This window comes from Bacillus haikouensis, assembly GCF_013179555.1.
Taxonomy (GTDB): Bacteria; Bacillota; Bacilli; order Bacillales; family Bacillaceae_B; genus Rossellomorea; species Rossellomorea haikouensis_A.
In genome coordinates this window covers 1-17,378 of the sequence record NZ_JABMCR010000072.1, presented here as the reverse complement: position 1 = coordinate 17,378, position 17,378 = coordinate 1, and the positions used below count along the sequence as shown (strand labels likewise).

The 17,378-nt window shown below is 43.9% G+C and carries 17 protein-coding genes; 4 read left to right on the top strand and 13 right to left on the bottom strand.

What is annotated here, in order from left to right; translation table 11 throughout:
* A partial coding sequence (locus HP456_RS09150; RefSeq protein ID WP_172250255.1) for an MBL fold metallo-hydrolase occupies positions 1-606 on the bottom strand: 606 nt, incomplete at its 3' end.
* A 433-nt stretch (positions 607-1,039) separates the two neighbouring features.
* Between HP456_RS09150 and proC the strand changes: the two genes are divergently transcribed.
* Positions 1,040-1,867: a pyrroline-5-carboxylate reductase gene (gene proC / locus HP456_RS09145; RefSeq protein ID WP_172250253.1), complete on the top strand. Its 828-nt coding sequence runs from the start codon at positions 1,040-1,042 to the stop codon at positions 1,865-1,867.
* Between the two features lie 103 nt (positions 1,868-1,970).
* Entirely contained in the window at positions 1,971-2,987 is a 1,017-nt protein-coding gene (namA, locus tag HP456_RS09140) for an NADPH dehydrogenase NamA (RefSeq protein ID WP_172250251.1), read from the top strand.
* Positions 2,988-3,511: 524 nt separating this feature from the next.
* On the opposite strand, the gene HP456_RS09135 is transcribed toward namA, so the two are convergent.
* Complete coding sequence (locus HP456_RS09135) at positions 3,512-4,048, bottom strand: histidine phosphatase family protein (RefSeq protein WP_172250249.1); 537 nt, start codon at positions 4,046-4,048, stop codon at positions 3,512-3,514.
* Positions 4,049-4,063: 15 nt separating this feature from the next.
* A complete protein-coding gene (gene rnz / locus HP456_RS09130) occupies positions 4,064-4,990 on the bottom strand; it encodes a ribonuclease Z (RefSeq protein ID WP_172250247.1) in 927 nt (308 codons plus the stop codon).
* 294 nt (positions 4,991-5,284) lie between these two features.
* Here rnz and zwf point away from each other — a divergent pair, with 294 nt between their 5' ends.
* A complete protein-coding gene (zwf, locus tag HP456_RS09125) occupies positions 5,285-6,793 on the top strand; it encodes a glucose-6-phosphate dehydrogenase (RefSeq protein WP_216663223.1) in 1,509 nt (502 codons plus the stop codon).
* 61 nt (positions 6,794-6,854) lie between these two features.
* Here zwf and gnd read toward each other — a convergent pair whose 3' ends face one another.
* The 6 genes from gnd to mce all read right to left on the bottom strand — a co-directional run bounded on the left by gnd (position 6,855) and on the right by mce (position 13,631).
* Complete coding sequence (gene gnd / locus HP456_RS09120) at positions 6,855-8,264, bottom strand: NADP-dependent phosphogluconate dehydrogenase (RefSeq protein WP_172250243.1); 1,410 nt, start codon at positions 8,262-8,264, stop codon at positions 6,855-6,857.
* Positions 8,265-8,432: 168 nt separating this feature from the next.
* Positions 8,433-9,686, bottom strand: a complete 1,254-nt coding sequence (locus HP456_RS09115; RefSeq protein WP_172250241.1) for a DNA polymerase IV — start codon at positions 9,684-9,686, stop codon at positions 8,433-8,435.
* A gap of 22 nt (positions 9,687-9,708) precedes the next feature.
* Positions 9,709-10,182 (bottom strand): chemotaxis protein CheW, encoded by a 474-nt coding sequence (locus HP456_RS09110; RefSeq protein ID WP_172250239.1) that lies wholly within the window; start codon positions 10,180-10,182, stop codon positions 9,709-9,711.
* Between the two features lie 287 nt (positions 10,183-10,469).
* The gene (locus HP456_RS09105; RefSeq protein WP_172250237.1) at positions 10,470-11,591 is read right to left on the bottom strand and encodes a M20/M25/M40 family metallo-hydrolase; all 1,122 of its coding nucleotides are present in this window, start codon (positions 11,589-11,591) and stop codon (positions 10,470-10,472) included.
* A gap of 73 nt (positions 11,592-11,664) precedes the next feature.
* Positions 11,665-13,212: an acyl-CoA carboxylase subunit beta gene (locus tag HP456_RS09100; RefSeq protein ID WP_172250235.1), complete on the bottom strand. Its 1,548-nt coding sequence runs from the start codon at positions 13,210-13,212 to the stop codon at positions 11,665-11,667.
* On the bottom strand, positions 13,212-13,631 hold the full coding sequence (gene mce / locus HP456_RS09095) for a methylmalonyl-CoA epimerase (RefSeq protein WP_172250233.1): 420 nt from the start codon (positions 13,629-13,631) through the stop codon (positions 13,212-13,214). The genes HP456_RS09100 and mce overlap by 1 nt, the downstream gene beginning before the upstream one ends.
* Before the next feature lie 183 nt (positions 13,632-13,814).
* Here mce and prli42 point away from each other — a divergent pair, with 183 nt between their 5' ends.
* On the top strand, positions 13,815-13,910 hold the full coding sequence (prli42, locus tag HP456_RS09090; RefSeq protein WP_172250231.1) for a stressosome-associated protein Prli42: 96 nt from the start codon (positions 13,815-13,817) through the stop codon (positions 13,908-13,910).
* A gap of 86 nt (positions 13,911-13,996) precedes the next feature.
* Here the strand turns inward: prli42 and HP456_RS09085 are convergent, their stop codons facing one another.
* The 4 genes from HP456_RS09085 to HP456_RS09070 form a co-directional block, all read right to left on the bottom strand.
* Entirely contained in the window at positions 13,997-14,500 is a 504-nt protein-coding gene (locus HP456_RS09085) for a L,D-transpeptidase (protein ID WP_172250229.1), read from the bottom strand.
* 26 nt (positions 14,501-14,526) lie between these two features.
* Positions 14,527-15,513, bottom strand: coding sequence for an aromatic acid exporter family protein (locus HP456_RS09080; protein ID WP_172250227.1), 987 nt, complete (start codon positions 15,511-15,513; stop codon positions 14,527-14,529).
* 233 nt (positions 15,514-15,746) lie between these two features.
* Positions 15,747-16,184, bottom strand: coding sequence for a BrxA/BrxB family bacilliredoxin (locus HP456_RS09075; RefSeq protein ID WP_172250225.1), 438 nt, complete (start codon positions 16,182-16,184; stop codon positions 15,747-15,749).
* Positions 16,185-16,781: 597 nt separating this feature from the next.
* A partial coding sequence (locus HP456_RS09070; RefSeq protein WP_512698740.1) for a P-loop NTPase family protein occupies positions 16,782-17,378 on the bottom strand: 597 nt, incomplete at its 5' end.

Below are 17,378 nucleotides of genomic sequence, written 5' to 3'. Positions count from 1 at the left end.
AGGCTCGATGATTGGATTGGGAGAGATATGGACGAGGATATGATCTCCCGCTATCATGACCCCGTCACTTTCCCGGTAAAAAGAAAGATGACTTTGGGCATGCCCAAGAGTTTCAATGACCTTCCATCCGGGCATGCCGGGTAATATATCACCTTCTTTTACAGCATCATCCAAACTTCTGTTCCCCATATATTTCAGAGGGCTTTTAAATTTAGGGATGGCTGAAAGATACGCTTGAGGAAGCCCTGATTCCGACCCCAACCGATAAAAAAAACGATCATAATCTCGATGAAAAAGCTCATCTCTATTGATCCAGTACTGATTATATTTATGCCCGATAATTTTCACAGAGTCTGAAAAGCGCTGCAGCATTCCGGCGTGATCGGGATGATGATGAGTAAGAACGATTTGCTCGATATCATCCGCAGAATAGCCTAAAGAGGCAAGTGCAACGGTCAGCTGGCTCCAGGCAGTATCCGTAAGAGGTCCCGCGTCCACCAGGGTAAGCACATCCCCTTTTATCAAATAGGCATTGACATCCCCCACGGCATACGGTGTTGATAGCGTAATCTTAGCAATGTTATTCACAAAACCAGTTGTTGTCATTGTTCCACCACATTCCCGCGTAATTGAATCGTCCATAAAATGAATGACCCTTCATTTATTAGTGTACATTTTATTCCTTTCTTTGTCATTTTTCTTATCTTGTGAATATACTGAAATAAACTCTTGACAGACAAGCTGCTTTTTTAAGATAATCACCTATAATATAAAGTGAAAGCGATGATAAAGAATAGTAGCGGATAAATGGCGTTAGAGATCGGTGCTCATAGGCTGAAAAGCACTGTCGTCCCCTGTGTCCGTGAACCTGCCTTTAGAGCGTCTTAAAACAGAACGTTTCCAGCGTTATATGGAAATTCAAGTGTATTCATTCAGCTCTGCAGAATGGATAAAACAAGGTGGTACCACGGAAGCACGACCCTTTCGTCCTTTATGGATGAAGGGGTCTTTTATTTTTTCACAAGGAGGGAATGTTTAAATGAAAATATTGTTTATCGGAGCTGGCTCGATGGCACATGCCTTGTTAAGAGGAGCCATAGATGCACAAGTTTTCAAAAAAGAAGAAGTGTATGTTACAAATAGGTCCAATCAACAGCGGTTAACAGAATTAATTGAACATTATGGCGTGAACGGGATAAGCTGCCGCCTCCCCTCAGATGAAGAATTCGAAGTAATCATCCTTGCCATGAAGCCAAAGGATTTCCACGAGGCAGCACCTGTGATTAAGAGCTTCCTCTCACCAGGAACACTCATCATTTCTGTATTAGCCGGCATATCGATCGATCATGTCAGTGAAACCCTCACGTTTAAGGGAGCCATCGCAAGAGCAATGCCGAATACCAGTGCTGCACTTGGAAAGTCAGCTACAGCTGTCACATATAATGAGTTTCTTTCAGAACAGCACAAAGAATGGACGCTGAAATTTTTCCGTTCGGTCGGATTGTCCGTGGAAGTTGCTGAGGAACAGATGGATTTGATCACAGCCGTGTCAGGAAGCGGTCCAGCTTATATTTATTATGTTGCAGAGCTCCTAGAGAGAGCGGCAGTGGATTTAGGAATGCAAAAAGAACTTGCAAAGGCATTGATCATCCAGACCATTTCAGGTGCATCAAAAATGCTAGAAGACTCAGGTCTGGAAGCCGGTATACTGCGGAGAAATGTAACCAGTCCAGGTGGAACGACAGAAGCCGGCATTAACGTTCTGGAAGAATCCGGAGTAAGCGATGCATTCTCAAAATGTATAGATTCAGCCAAGGCGCGTTCGGAAGAGATGGGTAGAGAATTAACGTTCAATCATTTAAAATAAACGGAATAAGCAGATTTCTTTTCACGTGTAAATCCAGATTGTTATAATGAGGGAGAACAACTATTTAGGAACCCGAAATAAATGGCCGAAAGGAGATTTTTTGTTGAAAACAAAGTTATTCGAACCTTATACAATAAAAAATATTGAGCTTAAGAACCGGATCGTGATGGCACCTATGTGCATGTATTCCTCACACAATGAAGATGGAAAGATAGAAAACTGGCACCGTACACATTATGTGAGCAGGGCTGTAGGCGGCGCAGGATTAATTATACAGGAAGCAACCGCGGTGACTCCCCAAGGCAGAATCTCCCCGCAGGATCTCGGTATCTGGAGTGACGATCATATCGAACGCCTTAGCGAGTTAGTAAGCTTGATCAAGGAACAAGGTGCAAAAACCGGTATACAATTAGCCCATGCAGGCAGAAAAGCCGTATTAGAGGGTGACATCATCGCTCCTTCTGCCATCGCTTTTAACGATGATATGAAAACACCTCTGGAAATGACTTCTGACGATATAAAAGAAACCATTTCTGCATTCGTGAAAGGCGCTGAAAGAGCTAAGAAAGCGGGATTCGATGTCATTGAAATACACGGGGCTCACGGATACCTCATCAACGAATTCCTATCTCCTTTAGCGAATAAAAGAACAGACGAATACGGGGGCTCTGCAGAAAACCGTTACCGCTTCCTCCGTGAAGTGATCGACGGAATTAAAGAAATATGGGACGGACCTCTCCTCGTCCGTGTGTCTGCTAAAGATTACCTTGAGGACGGATTAGATGTAGAAGATTACGTTGTATTTTCGCAGTGGATGAAAGAACAGGGAATCGATCTGATCGACGTTAGTTCAGGAGCGGTCGTACCTGCAAGAATACCGGTATACCCAGGTTATCAGGTTAAACTTGCTGAAACCATCAAGAAAGATGCCGGTATCCCTACAGGGGCAGTGGGACTCATCACCTCCGGAATTCAAGCAGAGGAAATTCTCCAGAATCAGCGTGCCGACCTTATCCTCCTTGGAAGAGAGCTCCTTAGAGATCCATACTGGCCTCGCACTGCCGCAAAAGAACTAAACGAAGAAATCCAGCCGCCAAAACAGTATGAAAGAGGCTGGTAAACAGAAAAGCGGAGGCGACTCGACCAGAGGCGACAAGCATAAGACGAGTCATCCGGAAAGGCGCTCTTTGCCTTTTTGGATGGCTTGACTTATGTCTCGAGACTCTAGCCGCCGGAGCTGGACAACTAGAAAAGCGGAAGGGCTTTGCTCAGAGGCGGGTGGCATAAGACGAATCGGCCATGAAGGCGTTTTTTGCCTTCTTGGTCGATTTGGCTTATGACATGGGCCTCTAAGCCCTGGAGCTGGACAAAGAAAAGCGGAGGCGGCTCGACCAGAGGCGACAAGCATAAGACGAGTCATCCGGAAAGGCGCTCTTTGCCTTTTTGGATGGCTTGACTTATGTCTCGAGCCTCTAGCCGCCGGAGCTGGACAACTAGAAAAGCGGAAGGGCTTTGCCCAGAGGCGACAAGCATAAGACGAGTCATCCAGAAAGGCGCTCTTTGCCTTCTTGGATGATTTATACACCGCATCAAAAAAGCCTGCTTGAAAGCAATTTCACTCATCAAGCAGGCTACTTTATTGAATCAAGTGGTCCAAACCCGTTCGACCCTGCCCTCATCCACCTTGACAAGGTACACATCCGGATTGGTCAAAGCGAACAATTCATCGAATCCATAATTCTTATCGAAGCAGCGCAAAAGTAAAGTGGTAAGATTGCCGTGACTTACAACGACAATATGATTTTCTTCTTGCTTCAGGATATCCTCGATAAACGACGCGGCACGCTTCATGCCTTCTTCATTGGACTCTCCCCCGGGAAAGACAAGGGAAAAATCCTCGAAACTCTCCCGCAGTTTATCCTTCCAGTCTGGAAGATCCGTTTCACTCAGTATTCTCTCACCTAAACGGTCATCTTTGTGTATGGAAATCCCTTTACGTTCTGCAAATGGCTGAATTGTTTGCAGAGTTCTTTTAAAAGGGCTTGAATAGATGATTTCAACCGGGTATTTCTCTAAGAAAGAAACAAGGCAGCGTGCCTGTTCTTCCCCTTCCTGCGTTAATGGCGCATGGAATGGCTGGCCAACAGCTTTGGCATGACGCACGATGTAAATGGTCTTCATGTGATGAACTCCTCCCTACTTTTTCAATGGAATAACATGCTCCATGAAATCCATCGCGATATAGCTATCGGGGAATACTTCCCGCGCTTCTTGTTGCAGTTCCGTCCATGCTTCTTTAGCGAACCTGGAAGAGATATGGGTCAGGAACAGGATAGTCACTCCGGCATCAGCTGCGGTTTCTGCTGCCTGTTTAGTGGTGGAGTGAAAATATTCGTATGCCATCTCTCCCTGGTCTTTATTGAAAGTAGCTTCATGGACCAGCACATCAGCTGAACGTGCAAGCTCGGTTCCATTTGCACATATACGGGTATCCCCCAGAATGGTGACGACACGTCCGGGAATAGAGGGACCGATGTAATCATTTCCGTTTAAAATGCTCCCATCTTCGAGTACAATCTCTTCGCCAGCCTTCAGCTTTTTATAAACCGGTCCTGGCGTAACCCCTCTTTCCTGAAGTCGGTCCACCTGCAGTTCCCCTCGTTTATCCTTCTCCTCAACTCTGAAACCGAAAGTAGGGAGTGCATGCTGAAGTTCCTTCGCTACCACTCTGAAGCCCTCATCCTCAAATATCACACCTTCTTCTATCTCGACTATTTGAAGGGGGTATTTCAGATGGGTTTGGCTGATCGATAATGATACTTCGATGAACTGCTTTATGCCCTTAGGACCATAGACAGTAAGCTCCGATTCTCCTCCCTGAAAGGATCTGCTTCCAAGCAAACCGGGCAATCCGTATATATGGTCTCCGTGAAGGTGGGTGATAAAGATTTTCTCGATTCTTCTCGGTTTCAAACTCGTATGTAAAATCTGATGCTGTGTAGCTTCACCACAGTCGAAAAGCCACACGGCACCTCTTTCCTCCAATAATTTCAACGCAATACTTGTTACATTGCGGAGCTTGGCCGGTACTCCGGCTCCAGTGCCAAGAAATAATATTTCCACGTTTCTTCACCCCTGCTGAGATCGATGTTACTCCCTATCATAGCACATTTTCCGGGAATTCCCGTGCTGCTAAGCTTTCAAATTTAGATTTAAGGATCAGCTCCTTTAGAAGGATGAGGTTATAAGATTTAAGAATAAAGCCAACATAAAAGATGACGGTCCCTTTTCAGCTGAAAGTTTATCAGCATATAATTTGCTAAATGCTCATTTAATCTTTAAAATTAAATAATTGTAGATAATAAATAGGAAAAAGCATTCTTTTATATCAGATCAGCAACTAGATAAAGTGAGGTCATGACAGTGAAAAACTCTAATACACCCTCTTCTCTGATCACTATTTTTGGAGCTACGGGGGATTTAGCAAAAAGAAAACTATATCCGTCTCTTTATCATTTGTTCCGTAAAGGAAAAATTTCGGAGCGATTTGCCGTCATAGGTGTCGGACGCCGTAACTGGTCAAATGAAGATTTTCAAGAGCATGTCAGAACATCTGTACATAATGCCCTTGGCAATAATGAAAACATCGATGGGTTCGTTTCCCATTTTCACTATCAGCAAAATGATTTATCGAATAGTGATTCCTATCAGGCGCAGAAACAACTTACAGAAGAATTGGATGAACATTATCAATTGGAAGGGAACCGTATTTTCTACCTGGCAATGGCTCCTGAATTCTTTGGGACCATTACAGACCAATTAAAGACTCAGGGATTGACAGAAACAAAAGGGTTCCAGCGGCTGGTCATTGAAAAGCCTTTCGGACATGACCTTCCATCAGCAGAAAAGCTGAACAGTCAAATCCGCGAGTCCTTCACGGAAGATCAAATATACCGTATCGACCACTACCTCGGAAAAGAAATGGTGCAGAATATCGAAGTGATCCGTTTTGCCAATGCCATGTTTGAGCCTTTATGGAATAATCGGTATATTTCAAACATCCAGGTGACTTCTTCCGAAGAGCTGGGAGTGGAAGAACGCGGGCGTTATTATGAAAAAAGCGGAGCTCTGAGGGATATGGTTCAGAACCACATGCTTCAAATGGTGGCGCTCCTTGCGATGGAGCCGCCAATTAAATTGACGACTGATGAAATCAGAAGCGAAAAAGTCCGCGTATTGAGAGCTCTTCGTCCATTTGAATCAGAAGAAGTCAAAGACTATTTTGTGCGCGGTCAATATGGACGAGGTACTTCAAAGGACCAAAGTGTCGCGGGATACCGTGAAGCAGAAAATGTGAACGATTATTCCAACACTGAAACATATGTAGCCGGCAAGCTGATGATCGATAATTTCCGCTGGGCAGGAGTACCATTCTATATCCGGACAGGAAAACGGATGGCTACCAAGTCCACAAAAATCGTCATACAGTTCAAGGATATCCCTATGAATTTATACTACAATACGGACAAGCCGCTGGCACCGAATCTGCTGGTCATCCACATTCAGCCGGAAGAGGGCATTACCCTTCACTTGAATGTTAAAAAGTCCGGTCAGAACATTGAAACAACACCGGTTAAATTGAACTTTGCCAATACAAGTGTCGACGGGATGAATACTCCAGAAGCATATGAAAAACTTCTTCATGATTGCATGCGCGGAGATGCCACGAATTTCACCCACTGGGATGAAGTGAAACTGTCTTGGGCGTTTGTAGATAAGATTTCTGAAGTCTGGGAAAAGACGCGTGATGAACAGTTCCCTAACTATGATTCCGGTTCGATGGGGCCAAAAGCCGCCGACAACCTATTGGCGAAGGACGGATACTATTGGTGGCCGATAGCGAATCTGGATGTAGAACAATGTTAATGAGAATGTCATAAAACATACAGAAAGCCCCGCTGATTCAGCGGGGCTTTTGCTTGTATCCTTATTTCATCCACTCCGTATGGAACGTACCTTCCTTGTCTACACGCTCATACGTATGCGCACCAAAGTAGTCACGCTGAGCCTGTATCAAATTGGCAGGCAATGTTTCTGTACGGTAGCTGTCGTAGTACGAAAGCGCCGCTGAGAAACCAGGTACAGGGACACCATTCTGAACGGCTGTAGAGATGACTTCGCGAAGTGCATATTGATAGCCTTCCACGATTTCCTTGAAGTAAGGATCGAGGAGAAGGTTTGTAAGGCTCGGCTCACGGTCGTAGGCTTCCTTGATCTTTTGCAGGAATTGAGCCCTGATGATGCAGCCGCCACGGAATATCATTGCGATATCGCCATATTGAAGATTCCAATCATATTCGTCGCTCGCTGAACGCATTTGCGCGAACCCTTGGGCATACGAACAGATTTTGCTCATGTAAAGGGCTTTGCGGATGGATTCGACGAGAGCTTGCTTATCACCTGTGAAACCAGTTGTATCAGGACCTTTCAGGATTTTGCTCGCTTTGATACGCTCATCCTTGATGGCTGAAATAAAGCGTGCAAATACAGATTCCGTGATGATCGGCAGGGATACCCCTAAATCCAGGGCACTTTGACTTGTCCATTTGCCGGTACCCTTTTGACCGGCTTTATCAAGGATGACATCAACCATCGGCTTGCCGGTTTCCTCATCTTTTTTCGTGAAGATATCAGCTGTGATTTCGATGAGATAGCTGTCCAGCTCCCCGTTGTTCCAATCAGCGAAAACTTTGTGAAGTTCTTCGGCGCTAAGTCCCAGAACATTTTTCATAAGGAAGTAAGATTCCGCAATCAGCTGCATATCGCCGTATTCTATTCCATTGTGGACCATCTTAACATAGTGACCGGCACCATCAGGACCGATATATGTTGTACACGCTTCATCGTTTACTTTTGCCGCAATATCTTTAAGGATCGGGGCAACAAGCTCATATGCTTCCTTTTGACCGCCAGGCATGATCGACGGGCCGGTTAAAGCCCCTTCTTCACCGCCTGACACCCCTGTACCGATAAAGTGAATGCCGGATTCACTCAGTTCTTGATTACGTCTTCTTGTATCTTCAAAAAATGTGTTACCGCCGTCGATCAGAATATCCCCTTTTTCAAGGAATGGTTTCAATTGATCGATAGTTGCGTCCGTTGCTTTCCCCGCTTTTACCATAAGGAGGATTTTTCTTGGTTTTTCGAGAGAATTCACGAATTCTTCAATCGTGTATGTAGGTACAATCTTCTTTCCGTTTGATTCATTCACCATTTCATCCGTTTTTTCACCAGAACGATTATAAACAGACACAGAATATCCTCTGCTTTCAATATTCCATGCAAGGTTTTTTCCCATTACTGCTAATCCAATAACACCGATTTCCTGCTTAGACATTTCAGTCAACGTCCTTTCTGTGTAGGTTTCTCTGTTAATCAAAAGCCATCTATTATTTCAAAAACACGTAGATAATCTCTTTAAATCTAACAAGAATATTCGGACGTTGCAACTAATCCGTTTCTTCTCAATTCCGTAATATGCCTGCTGCTTTTCATAGAATACCCATTAATCGCGTAAAAAGTCCTTATTAAAACTTGTATCCTGATTGGAATCGCAGGCTGTTCCCTTCTCTTTTCCCCTGATCCCTTTGGTGATGGAACCTTTACCGAATTTTTCATGTAATTTGGAAAGGACATTGAATAAGGGTTCCTGTTTTGCCGTGCTTTCATATGAAAACAGATCCAGCTGCTCTGTCGCTTCATTCTTTTCAATTAAGTCCTGTACCGTCACACCCAGCAGCCTTACTGGGTCCCCATTCCAGTTTTTGATAAAAAGATCCTTGGAATAAAGAAAGAGATCTTCTCTTTTCATAACAGGGTTTTCTATTTTCCGGCTTCTTGTTATCGTCTTTCTGAATTTGTCACGAATCATGATTTGTACTGTGGTACCCACTACATCCTTCTGATTAAGCCGCTCTGACACTTTTGCACAGAGGCGGTCGATCGTTGAGAGGAGTTCATTTTGATTCGTGGTATCTTTCGGGAGTGTAGTTGAATTCCCAACGCTCTTATAATCATAGATCGAATCAGGATCCACAATGCGCCTGTCTGTGCCATTCGCACGTTCCTTTAAGCGTAATCCGTTAATTCCGAGAACGGATTTAATCTGAATATCATTAGCTTGTGCTAACTCCTTACATGTTTTTATTCCCAGACTGTTCAGCTTTTCGGCTGTTTTCAAGCCGACTCCATGCATTTCAATAACGGGAAGCGGCCATAGCTTGGCGGGAATATCCCTTTTTCTCAAAATTGTTATCCCCATCGGCTTTTTCATATCCGAAGCGGTTTTAGCAAGAAATTTGTTCGGGGCTATGCCTATCGAACAAGGCAGGTCCAATTGACTCTTTATTTGGTTTTGTATAGAAGAGGCTATTTCCAGAGGGGTGCCAATTTCAAATGAATCGGTAATATCCAGATAGCCTTCATCGATGGAAACCGGCTCTACGAGGTCTGAATACTGTCTTAAAATAGCGAACATCCCTTTTGAAGCAGCACGGTATCGATCGAAGTTAGGCGGCTTTATAATCAGGTTTGGACACAGTTTTTTAGCTTCCCAAAGAGGCATAGTCGTTTTCACTCCGAAGCTTCTTGCTTCATAGCTGCACGTTACGATAATGCCTTTTCTCTCTTTTGGGTTTCCCGCTATCGCTAAAGGCTTTCCCTTAAGACCGGGATCGTAAGCCATTTCAACTGATGCGTAAAAGCTATTCATATCGACGTGAAGAATGACCCTGCCATTCTTGGGGTAATGTGAATTCATACTAACCGCGTCTTTCATTTCATTAATTTTGTGAGATTTTTTGCTTGTGAACGTAATCCCTAATTTCTTTAATTCCTTCCAAGCTTTCCACCAGAACATCCAGATCAATTTTTGTGATGATCCGATTCTCTAAGTTGATCACACTATTGAAGTATTTTGTCTTTGAATAGGCGAGCAGGCCGACATCTGTGATCGATGCATCGGCAACTTCAAGAATTTCTTTCGCTTCCTTTACTACAAGTCCAACCTGAAGTGTTTCTGTATGTACGACAAGCAGAAATAACGCTTCTTCGGTATTCAATACTTCATTGTATAAAATAGAGGAAAGATCCAAAACCGGAATGAGTTCATTTCTTACTTTGATTAATCCGAGAACATATGAAGGCAGTTGTGGAACCGGGTTAATATTCTCAAGTCTTTCAATCGAAATCACATTTTGAATCGGTAGGGCATACTCTTCCCTGCCTGCATGAAAAACGACTACTTTTGTCATCATTCTTAAAATCCCCTCTCAACTCTTTGTCTATGTTCCTTCTAATGTACCATATTTGAACTGGTTTTGAGAGGTTAATCAGTGTTATGAATAAAAATGTCCACTAACATTTAAATGTTAATGGACATTGTGATATGCTGCAGCAGGGCCGGACCCATGAGATCATAAGCACACCCTGCTCCTGCGGCTAAAAGCTCGAGACATAAGTCATGCCACCCAAAAGGCAAAGAACGCCTTTATGGATGCTACCTATTAGGCTTGTCGCCTTTGAACAAGCCGCTCACGCTTTTCTATTCAGCCACTTCCTGTATGACCGCCACGACCATTTCAGCCAGCTTGTTCAATTCTTCGACTGGCATTCTTTCGCTTTTCGTGTGGATTTCTTCATATCCAACAGCCAAGTTGACTGTTGGTACGCCGAAGCCTGCGATGACGTTTGCGTCGCTTCCGCCTCCACTTGTCAGCAGTTCACTCGGGCGGCCGATTTTCTTGGCAGCACGCTTAGCCACTTCCACGACTTCGTCACCATCACTGAATTTAAATCCCGGGTACATGACCTGTACCTCCACATCGGCTTTCCCACCCATTTCTTCTGCCACTGTTTCAAATGCAGTTTTCATCTTCTCCACTTGTTTTTCCATTTTTTCAGGCACTAGTGAGCGTGCCTCCGCTAAAATATCTACTTGCTCGCAAACAATATTTGTTGCTTTTCCGCCTTCAAACCGTCCGATGTTGGCAGTTGTTTCCTCGTCGATGCGGCCAAGCGGCATCTTAGCGATCGCTTTTGCAGCAATGGTGATCGCGGAAACACCTTTTTCAGGAGCCACTCCGGCATGTGCTGTCTTACCGAAAATTGTTGCAAGAATTTTCGCCTGCGTCGGAGCTGCCACGATAATATTTCCGACTTTCCCGTCAGAATCAAGTGCAAATCCGTATTTCGCCTTCACCAGGGAAGAGTCAAGCGCTTTAGCACCAACGAGACCGGATTCCTCACCTACGGTTATGATGAACTGAATATCGCCGTGTGAGATATTTTCTTCTTTCAAGATACGAACTGCTTCAAGCATCGTTGCAAGGCCTGCTTTATCATCCGCCCCAAGAATCGTCGTCCCGTCGGAATATACATAACCGTCTTCCTTGACAGTCGGTTTGACTCCTTTTGCAGGAACAACCGTATCCATGTGGGAAGTGAAATAAATGGTATCGACACCTTCTTTGTTGCCTTTCAGGTTACAGATGAGGTTCCCGGCACCATGACCAGTGACACTCATTGTGTCATCTTCAAATACATCTACACCAAGATCTGTAAACTTTTTCGTTAACACCTTTGCAATCTCTGCTTCATCTTTTGTTTCGGAATCGATCTGTACCAATTCCAGGAATTCGTTTAATAAACGCTCTTGATTTATCATTAGTTTGACCTCCACAATATGTATTCACTGTTCTAGTATATCGTGAATGTGAGAACCGGACAAATATACTTCCTTACAGAGGAATGTTTCCGTGTTTTTTCGCCGGTCTCTCTTCTTTTTTGTTTCTCATCATTTCAAGTCCCTGGATAAGCTTGATCCGGGTTTCCCTTGGATCGATGACGTCATCGACCATACCTCGGGATGCAGCTACATAAGGATTTGCAAATTTCTCACGGTATTCTTCAATTTTCTGCTCGCGAAGTTCTTCGGGAGCATCACTTCCTGCAATTTCCCGTGCAAAGATAATATTGGCTGCACCCTGCGGCCCCATCACGGCAATTTCTGCATTCGGCCAGGCAAATACAAGGTCAGCACCAATCGACTTGCTGTTCAGTGCTACATAAGCACCCCCGTATGCTTTTCTTAGAATGACCGTCATTTTTGGAACGGTCGCTTCTGAATATGCGTATAGGATTTTCGCTCCGTGGCGGATTATGCCCCCATGCTCCTGTTTGATTCCCGGGAAGAACCCTGTAACATCTTCAAATGTGATTATGGGAATATTGAAGGAATCACAGAAGCGTATGAATCTTGATGCTTTATCGGAAGAGTCGATATCCAGCCCTCCGGCCATAAACTTCGGCTGATTGCAAACGAGTCCTACTACTTCACCTTTGATACGAGCCAGACCGACTACGATATTCTTGGCAAACTCCTTTTGTACTTCCATGAAACTTCCTTCATCGACGATTTCATTGATGACAGTCCGAACGTCGTAAGGGCGGATTGCATCGAACGGAATTAGGTCCGTTAAATTAGCGCGGTAATCATCTTCTTCCGAGACCTCGAGGCGGGGAGGATTCTCCTCATTATTTTGAGGCAGATAACTTAATAACCTGCGAACGTCGAGAAGGACTTCTTCTTCAGTCTTCCCTCTGAAATGTGCATTACCGCTGATTGTATTGTGGACTTTCGCTCCGCCAAGGTCCTCGGAACTGATTTTTTCACCGGTTACCGTCTCGATTACTTTAGGACCGGTGATGAACATCTGACTTGTCTCATCAACCATGAATACAAAATCGGTAATCGCAGGGGAATAGACTGCTCCGCCTGCACATGGCCCCATGATGACGGATATTTGCGGGATGACTCCAGAATAGATCGAATTACGGTAGAAAATATGCCCGTACCCGTCAAGGGAAACTACTCCCTCTTGGATGCGCGCACCACCGGAATCATTCAATCCGATGAAAGGGGCTCCATTTTTGACGGCTAAGTCCATGACATTGGAAATTTTCTTCGCATGCATTTCCCCAAGCGCCCCGCCAAACACGGTAAAATCCTGAGAAAACAAGTAAATGGGTTTACCGTTGACTTTACCGTAACCGGTGACTACCCCATCCCCAGGCCCATTTACTCCATTCAAACCAAAATCTGAACATCTATGTTCAATGAAAGGGTTCAATTCAACGAAGCTTCCGGGATCGACCAGAATGTCGATTCTTTCCCTTGCTGTCAACTTCCCTTTTTCATGCTGTTTATCGATTTTCGCGTCCCCGCCTCCAAGTTCCACTTCTCTTCTGCGGTCGTATAGTTCATTAATCTTTTCATAAATATCCATTATGCATGATCCTCCTTGATGTACGTTTTATCACATAACTCATACAGCACGCCATGTGAAGATTTCGGATGCATGAAGGCAACCATCGCCCCGCCTGCTCCTTGTTTTGGGTTTTCATTGATCATTCTTACACCTTTTTCACGCAATTCCCGGATTCGTTCTTCGATTCCCTCTACTCCAAAGGCAAGGTGATGAATTCCTTCACCTTTTTTTTCGATAAACTTTGCAATGGGACTTTCTTTATGTAGCGGTTCAAGTAATTCGAGTTTGATATTTCCCCCGTCAATAAAAGCAACTTTGACACCTTCGGATATTACTTCTTCCACTTTCAACAGCTTCAACCCGAGCGTCTCCTCATAAAATGGAAGAACATGTTGTATTGATGATACTGCTATCCCGATGTGATCGACTCTTTTCATTCTTGCCATCCCCTAACTTGATGTACTCCTATCTCTATAACAATTCGATTTCCTCTGTCGAAATTCCTCCTATTTTACCGAATAAATAAAGTGCTTTCTATAATTGGACAGGTTGTATTATCTGTTCAATCACGATAAAATATATCTATACTTTAAATGGATTCATTGGAATGGAGAGATTCGATGGGTAATAAGAAGATGCAAAAAATCGTCGTGTACTTGATGCTGTTTGCCATGATTGCCTCCACTATCATGGCTGGCCTGACATTCTTATTATAAGGAAACAGCAGCGGCTCAGTCGACTGCAGGCTCATATAAAAAAGGATCTGCTGATCGACATAGTCGAAAGCAGATCTTTTTCATTTTCATTTCAATGCCCCGTACTCTTTTCCCAGCTCCCAAAATGTTTTTGAAGATTTCACTACGAGGACTCTGGTCCCTGCAGGCACTCTGTCAAAAAGATATTCTACATTTTCATTCAAGATCCTGATACATCCGTTTGAAATATACTTTCCGATGCTCGAGGGCTGATTCGTTCCATGGATACCGTAGATCCTTCCATCCGTGCCTTCAGCATCAAAGCCGATCCATCTTGACCCAAGAGGATTCCCCGGATCGCCGCCCTGGATATCCTTCTTGCGGTAATAGGGATTTTTTGCTTTCACTGTGACGGTAAATAGTCCTTCGGGAGTTAAATCAGCGGTTTTCCCGGTGGCTGCCGGAAACGTTCCGGCAATCTTCCCCTCATCTATATAGGCAAGCTGATTGGTCTCTTTGTTCACAATCAGGAATGGATCACCCGGCAAAGGGTTACTGCCCAGCGGCCAAATCGGGGAAGCCATGAACAGAATAACAAGAAGTAAGCGCATGTTGTATCACCCTTTTTTTGATTGATTTAGGTGTAGTTTACTTCTCTTTTCCTCTTATCATTCTTTTGGATGCCTTTAAAGGAACTTTTAATCAATAAATACTGTTCCATTTCTTTCACAAACTGATAAAGGGCCGCCCTCACTTCAAATTCTTCCCTTGTTTTTGGTAAATCCATCTGTTCAAACTCAATTTTCATATCATACAGCTTTTTCAAGTAAAATAGTGCCGTATTGCCAGGATGGATATGCCTGCTGAGTTCTTCCAGGAAATGCGCTATTTTCTTTCCGGGTTCAACCCTCATCGAAATTGATGCAGCGATCGGAAGGATGCGCTGAAGGATTTCAAATTGTTTTTCCCTCATTTTAAAATAGACATAATAATTGTCCTCGCTACGGAGAAAATGATTTTCTACATCTTTGAAGGCAAGTGTTTTAGCTTCTCTTAATAATTCCTCAGTTTCGGTGATCTCTTTTCCGTCCCAGTCGCTTTGATTGGTTTTGAGATGATTGATCAGTTCACAGAAGATTTTATAAAAGTTGTCTTCGATTTTTTCCTGATAATCGACAAGCTTATTTTCTACACTCGGCATGTACAGGTTCATGATCAGTGCAATCCCGATTCCGATCACGATGATTCCCAGCTCATTAACGAAGAGATCCACCTTTACATTTCCAGCAGAATAGACATGGAGAATAATAACTGAACTTGTGACAATCCCTTCTTTTATGCGCAGAGAAACCGTTATAGGAATGAAGACAAGAAGCAGGAGACCTATGACGATGGGATGATAGCCGATGAATTCAAAAAATGCAGCAGAAAATAACATTCCGATCACACATGCGATGAAGCGGCTCGAGGATGCCTGTATGGATTTTTTCTTAGTGTTTTGAATGCACAGGATGGTCAAGATCCCGGCAGATACGAAATTTTCAAGGTGAAACATTTGGGCGATACTGATCGCCAGGGCAGTCCCGATTCCCGTTTTGAGTGTTCGATAACCAATACGAAACATACTCTTACTCCTAACAGTTAAATGATTCTTTAAGAATACCATATAGAAGGTGCTGTCAAAAAGGAAGAATGTCCGAATGGATAAATCATCTCTTGCATCGGCTTTTTCACTGATGGTTTTGAGGGTTCGCCCTTTCACTTCCCAACATATATTATTTTTCTTCGAAATTCAGGAAAAGCGCCAACAAAAATAGACCTGCCAGCGTTTCCCGTGACAGGTCTGTTGTAAAATAATTAAACTTCTTCGCAATATTCATCAAAATAGGTTTGCAGTTTGTTTACAACCGACATTGGGTCATGACCTTCAATTTCATGTCTTTCCACCATTGTCAGGAGCTTTCCATCTTTCAATAGCGCGAAAGATGGTGAGGATGGCGGGTAACCGGTAAAGTAACTGCGCGCTTTTGCCGTTGCTTCTTTGTCCTGGCCTGCAAACACCGTAACCAATTGATCCGGTCTTTTATCGTAATGAATCGCATGAGCCGCTGCAGGACGTGCAATGCCCCCCGCACAACCGCATACTGAGTTGATCATAACGAGTGTAGTACCCGATTTAGCTAAAGCATTGTCTACTTCTTCCTCTGTTGTTAATTGTGAATAACCGGATGTCTCCATTTCCTGACGGGCCTGGCGGACAATATCGTTCATAAATAAATTAAAATCCATATCCATTCTTGGACTCTCCTTTTCACTGCACTATGTTCTCTATCACTCTTCACTGTTCACGAAGTTTGATGTACCACCATCATAACAAGTTTAAGCCTTTATTTTCAATAAAAATAGCTGTTTCCATCATTTTTGATCCTAAAATAGCTCAAATACCGCTGATGTTCCTCCTCCTTCTTAGATGGAATAGAAGGTAAGAACACGAGTCGATTTAACTATGACATGTGCCTCTATGCCCCGGAGCTGGACATTAGAAAAGCGGAGGCGGCTTGCCCAGCCCCGACAAGCATAAGAAAAATGGGCCGGGAAGGCGTTTTTTGCCTTCTTGGACCATTTAGCTTATGACCTCGAGGGGCTAGCCGCCGGAGCTGGACAATAGAAAAGCGGAGGGGCTTTGCTCAGAGGCGGGTGGCATAAATTGAACCGGACATGAAGGCGTTCATTGCCTTCTTGGCCGGTTTGGCTTATGACATGTGCCTCTATGCCCCGGAGCTGGACAGGTCTCACCTGTCTCACTTTTCCCGCAGCGGTCTGCGTATTGGACCCAATAACCAGCTGGAAATAGTTTAATATACAATAAGTTTTAACAGAATTTAAAATCTATCAAGATTCCTTATATAAAGCGAGCAATTCTTCAATCGCCTTTGATGTTGTAAGACCGCCGTTCTTTACTTTTTCCTCAAACTGTGAAATGGCAGGTTTTATTCGTTGATGAAGGAAGAAATCAGATAGAATGCGATCTTTTAACATTGTATAAAACCATTCTTTTTTTTGAAGAGTCCTCCTGCTCTGGAAGCTGCCGATTTCCTTCGTTTTGTCTTCGAATTCCTTAATGACTTCCCATATTTCTGTCAGTCCTCTTTTTTCTAGAGAGGAGCATGTATAAGCCCTGGAACCCCATCCCTTTGTTGCCGGTACTAGAAAATGGAGAATTTGATTCAGCTCCCGTCTCGTTTTTTCGGCAAGGAGCTTATTTTCACCATCAGCTTTATTGACGACCATCGCATCACAAAGCTCCATGATTCCCTTTTTCATGCCTTGCAGCTCGTCTCCCGCTCCGGTTATCGCCAATAACAGGAAAAAGTCCACCATTTGTCTGACCATGATTTCACTTTGACCGACACCTACCGTTTCTATGATGATGATGTCATAGCCGGCCGCTTCACACAAAAGCAGTGTTTCATTCGTTTTCCGGTGTAC

Excerpts from the sequence above, each read along its gene's own strand:
- HP456_RS09085 (WP_172250229.1), bottom strand. The coding sequence starts at position 14,500 with ATGCGCTTACTTCTTGTTATTCTGTTCATGGCTTCCCCGATTTGGCCG.
- HP456_RS09105 (WP_172250237.1), bottom strand. The coding sequence starts at position 11,591 with ATGATAAATCAAGAGCGTTTATTAAACGAATTCCTGGAATTGGTACAG.
- HP456_RS09100 (WP_172250235.1), bottom strand. The coding sequence starts at position 13,212 with ATGGATATTTATGAAAAGATTAATGAACTATACGACCGCAGAAGAGAA.
- prli42 (WP_172250231.1), top strand. The coding sequence starts at position 13,815 with ATGGGTAATAAGAAGATGCAAAAAATCGTCGTGTACTTGATGCTGTTT.
- HP456_RS09075 (WP_172250225.1), bottom strand. The coding sequence starts at position 16,184 with ATGGATATGGATTTTAATTTATTTATGAACGATATTGTCCGCCAGGCC.
- mce (WP_172250233.1), bottom strand. The coding sequence starts at position 13,631 with ATGAAAAGAGTCGATCACATCGGGATAGCAGTATCATCAATACAACAT.
- HP456_RS09135 (WP_172250249.1), bottom strand. The coding sequence starts at position 4,048 with ATGAAGACCATTTACATCGTGCGTCATGCCAAAGCTGTTGGCCAGCCA.
- HP456_RS09110 (WP_172250239.1), bottom strand. The coding sequence starts at position 10,182 with ATGATGACAAAAGTAGTCGTTTTTCATGCAGGCAGGGAAGAGTATGCC.
- gnd (WP_172250243.1), bottom strand. The coding sequence starts at position 8,264 with ATGTCTAAGCAGGAAATCGGTGTTATTGGATTAGCAGTAATGGGAAAA.
- proC (WP_172250253.1), top strand. The coding sequence starts at position 1,040 with ATGAAAATATTGTTTATCGGAGCTGGCTCGATGGCACATGCCTTGTTA.
- zwf (WP_216663223.1), top strand. The coding sequence starts at position 5,285 with ATGACAGTGAAAAACTCTAATACACCCTCTTCTCTGATCACTATTTTT.
- HP456_RS09115 (WP_172250241.1), bottom strand. The coding sequence starts at position 9,686 with ATGAATTCACATTACCCCAAGAATGGCAGGGTCATTCTTCACGTCGAT.
- HP456_RS09080 (WP_172250227.1), bottom strand. The coding sequence starts at position 15,513 with ATGTTTCGTATTGGTTATCGAACACTCAAAACGGGAATCGGGACTGCC.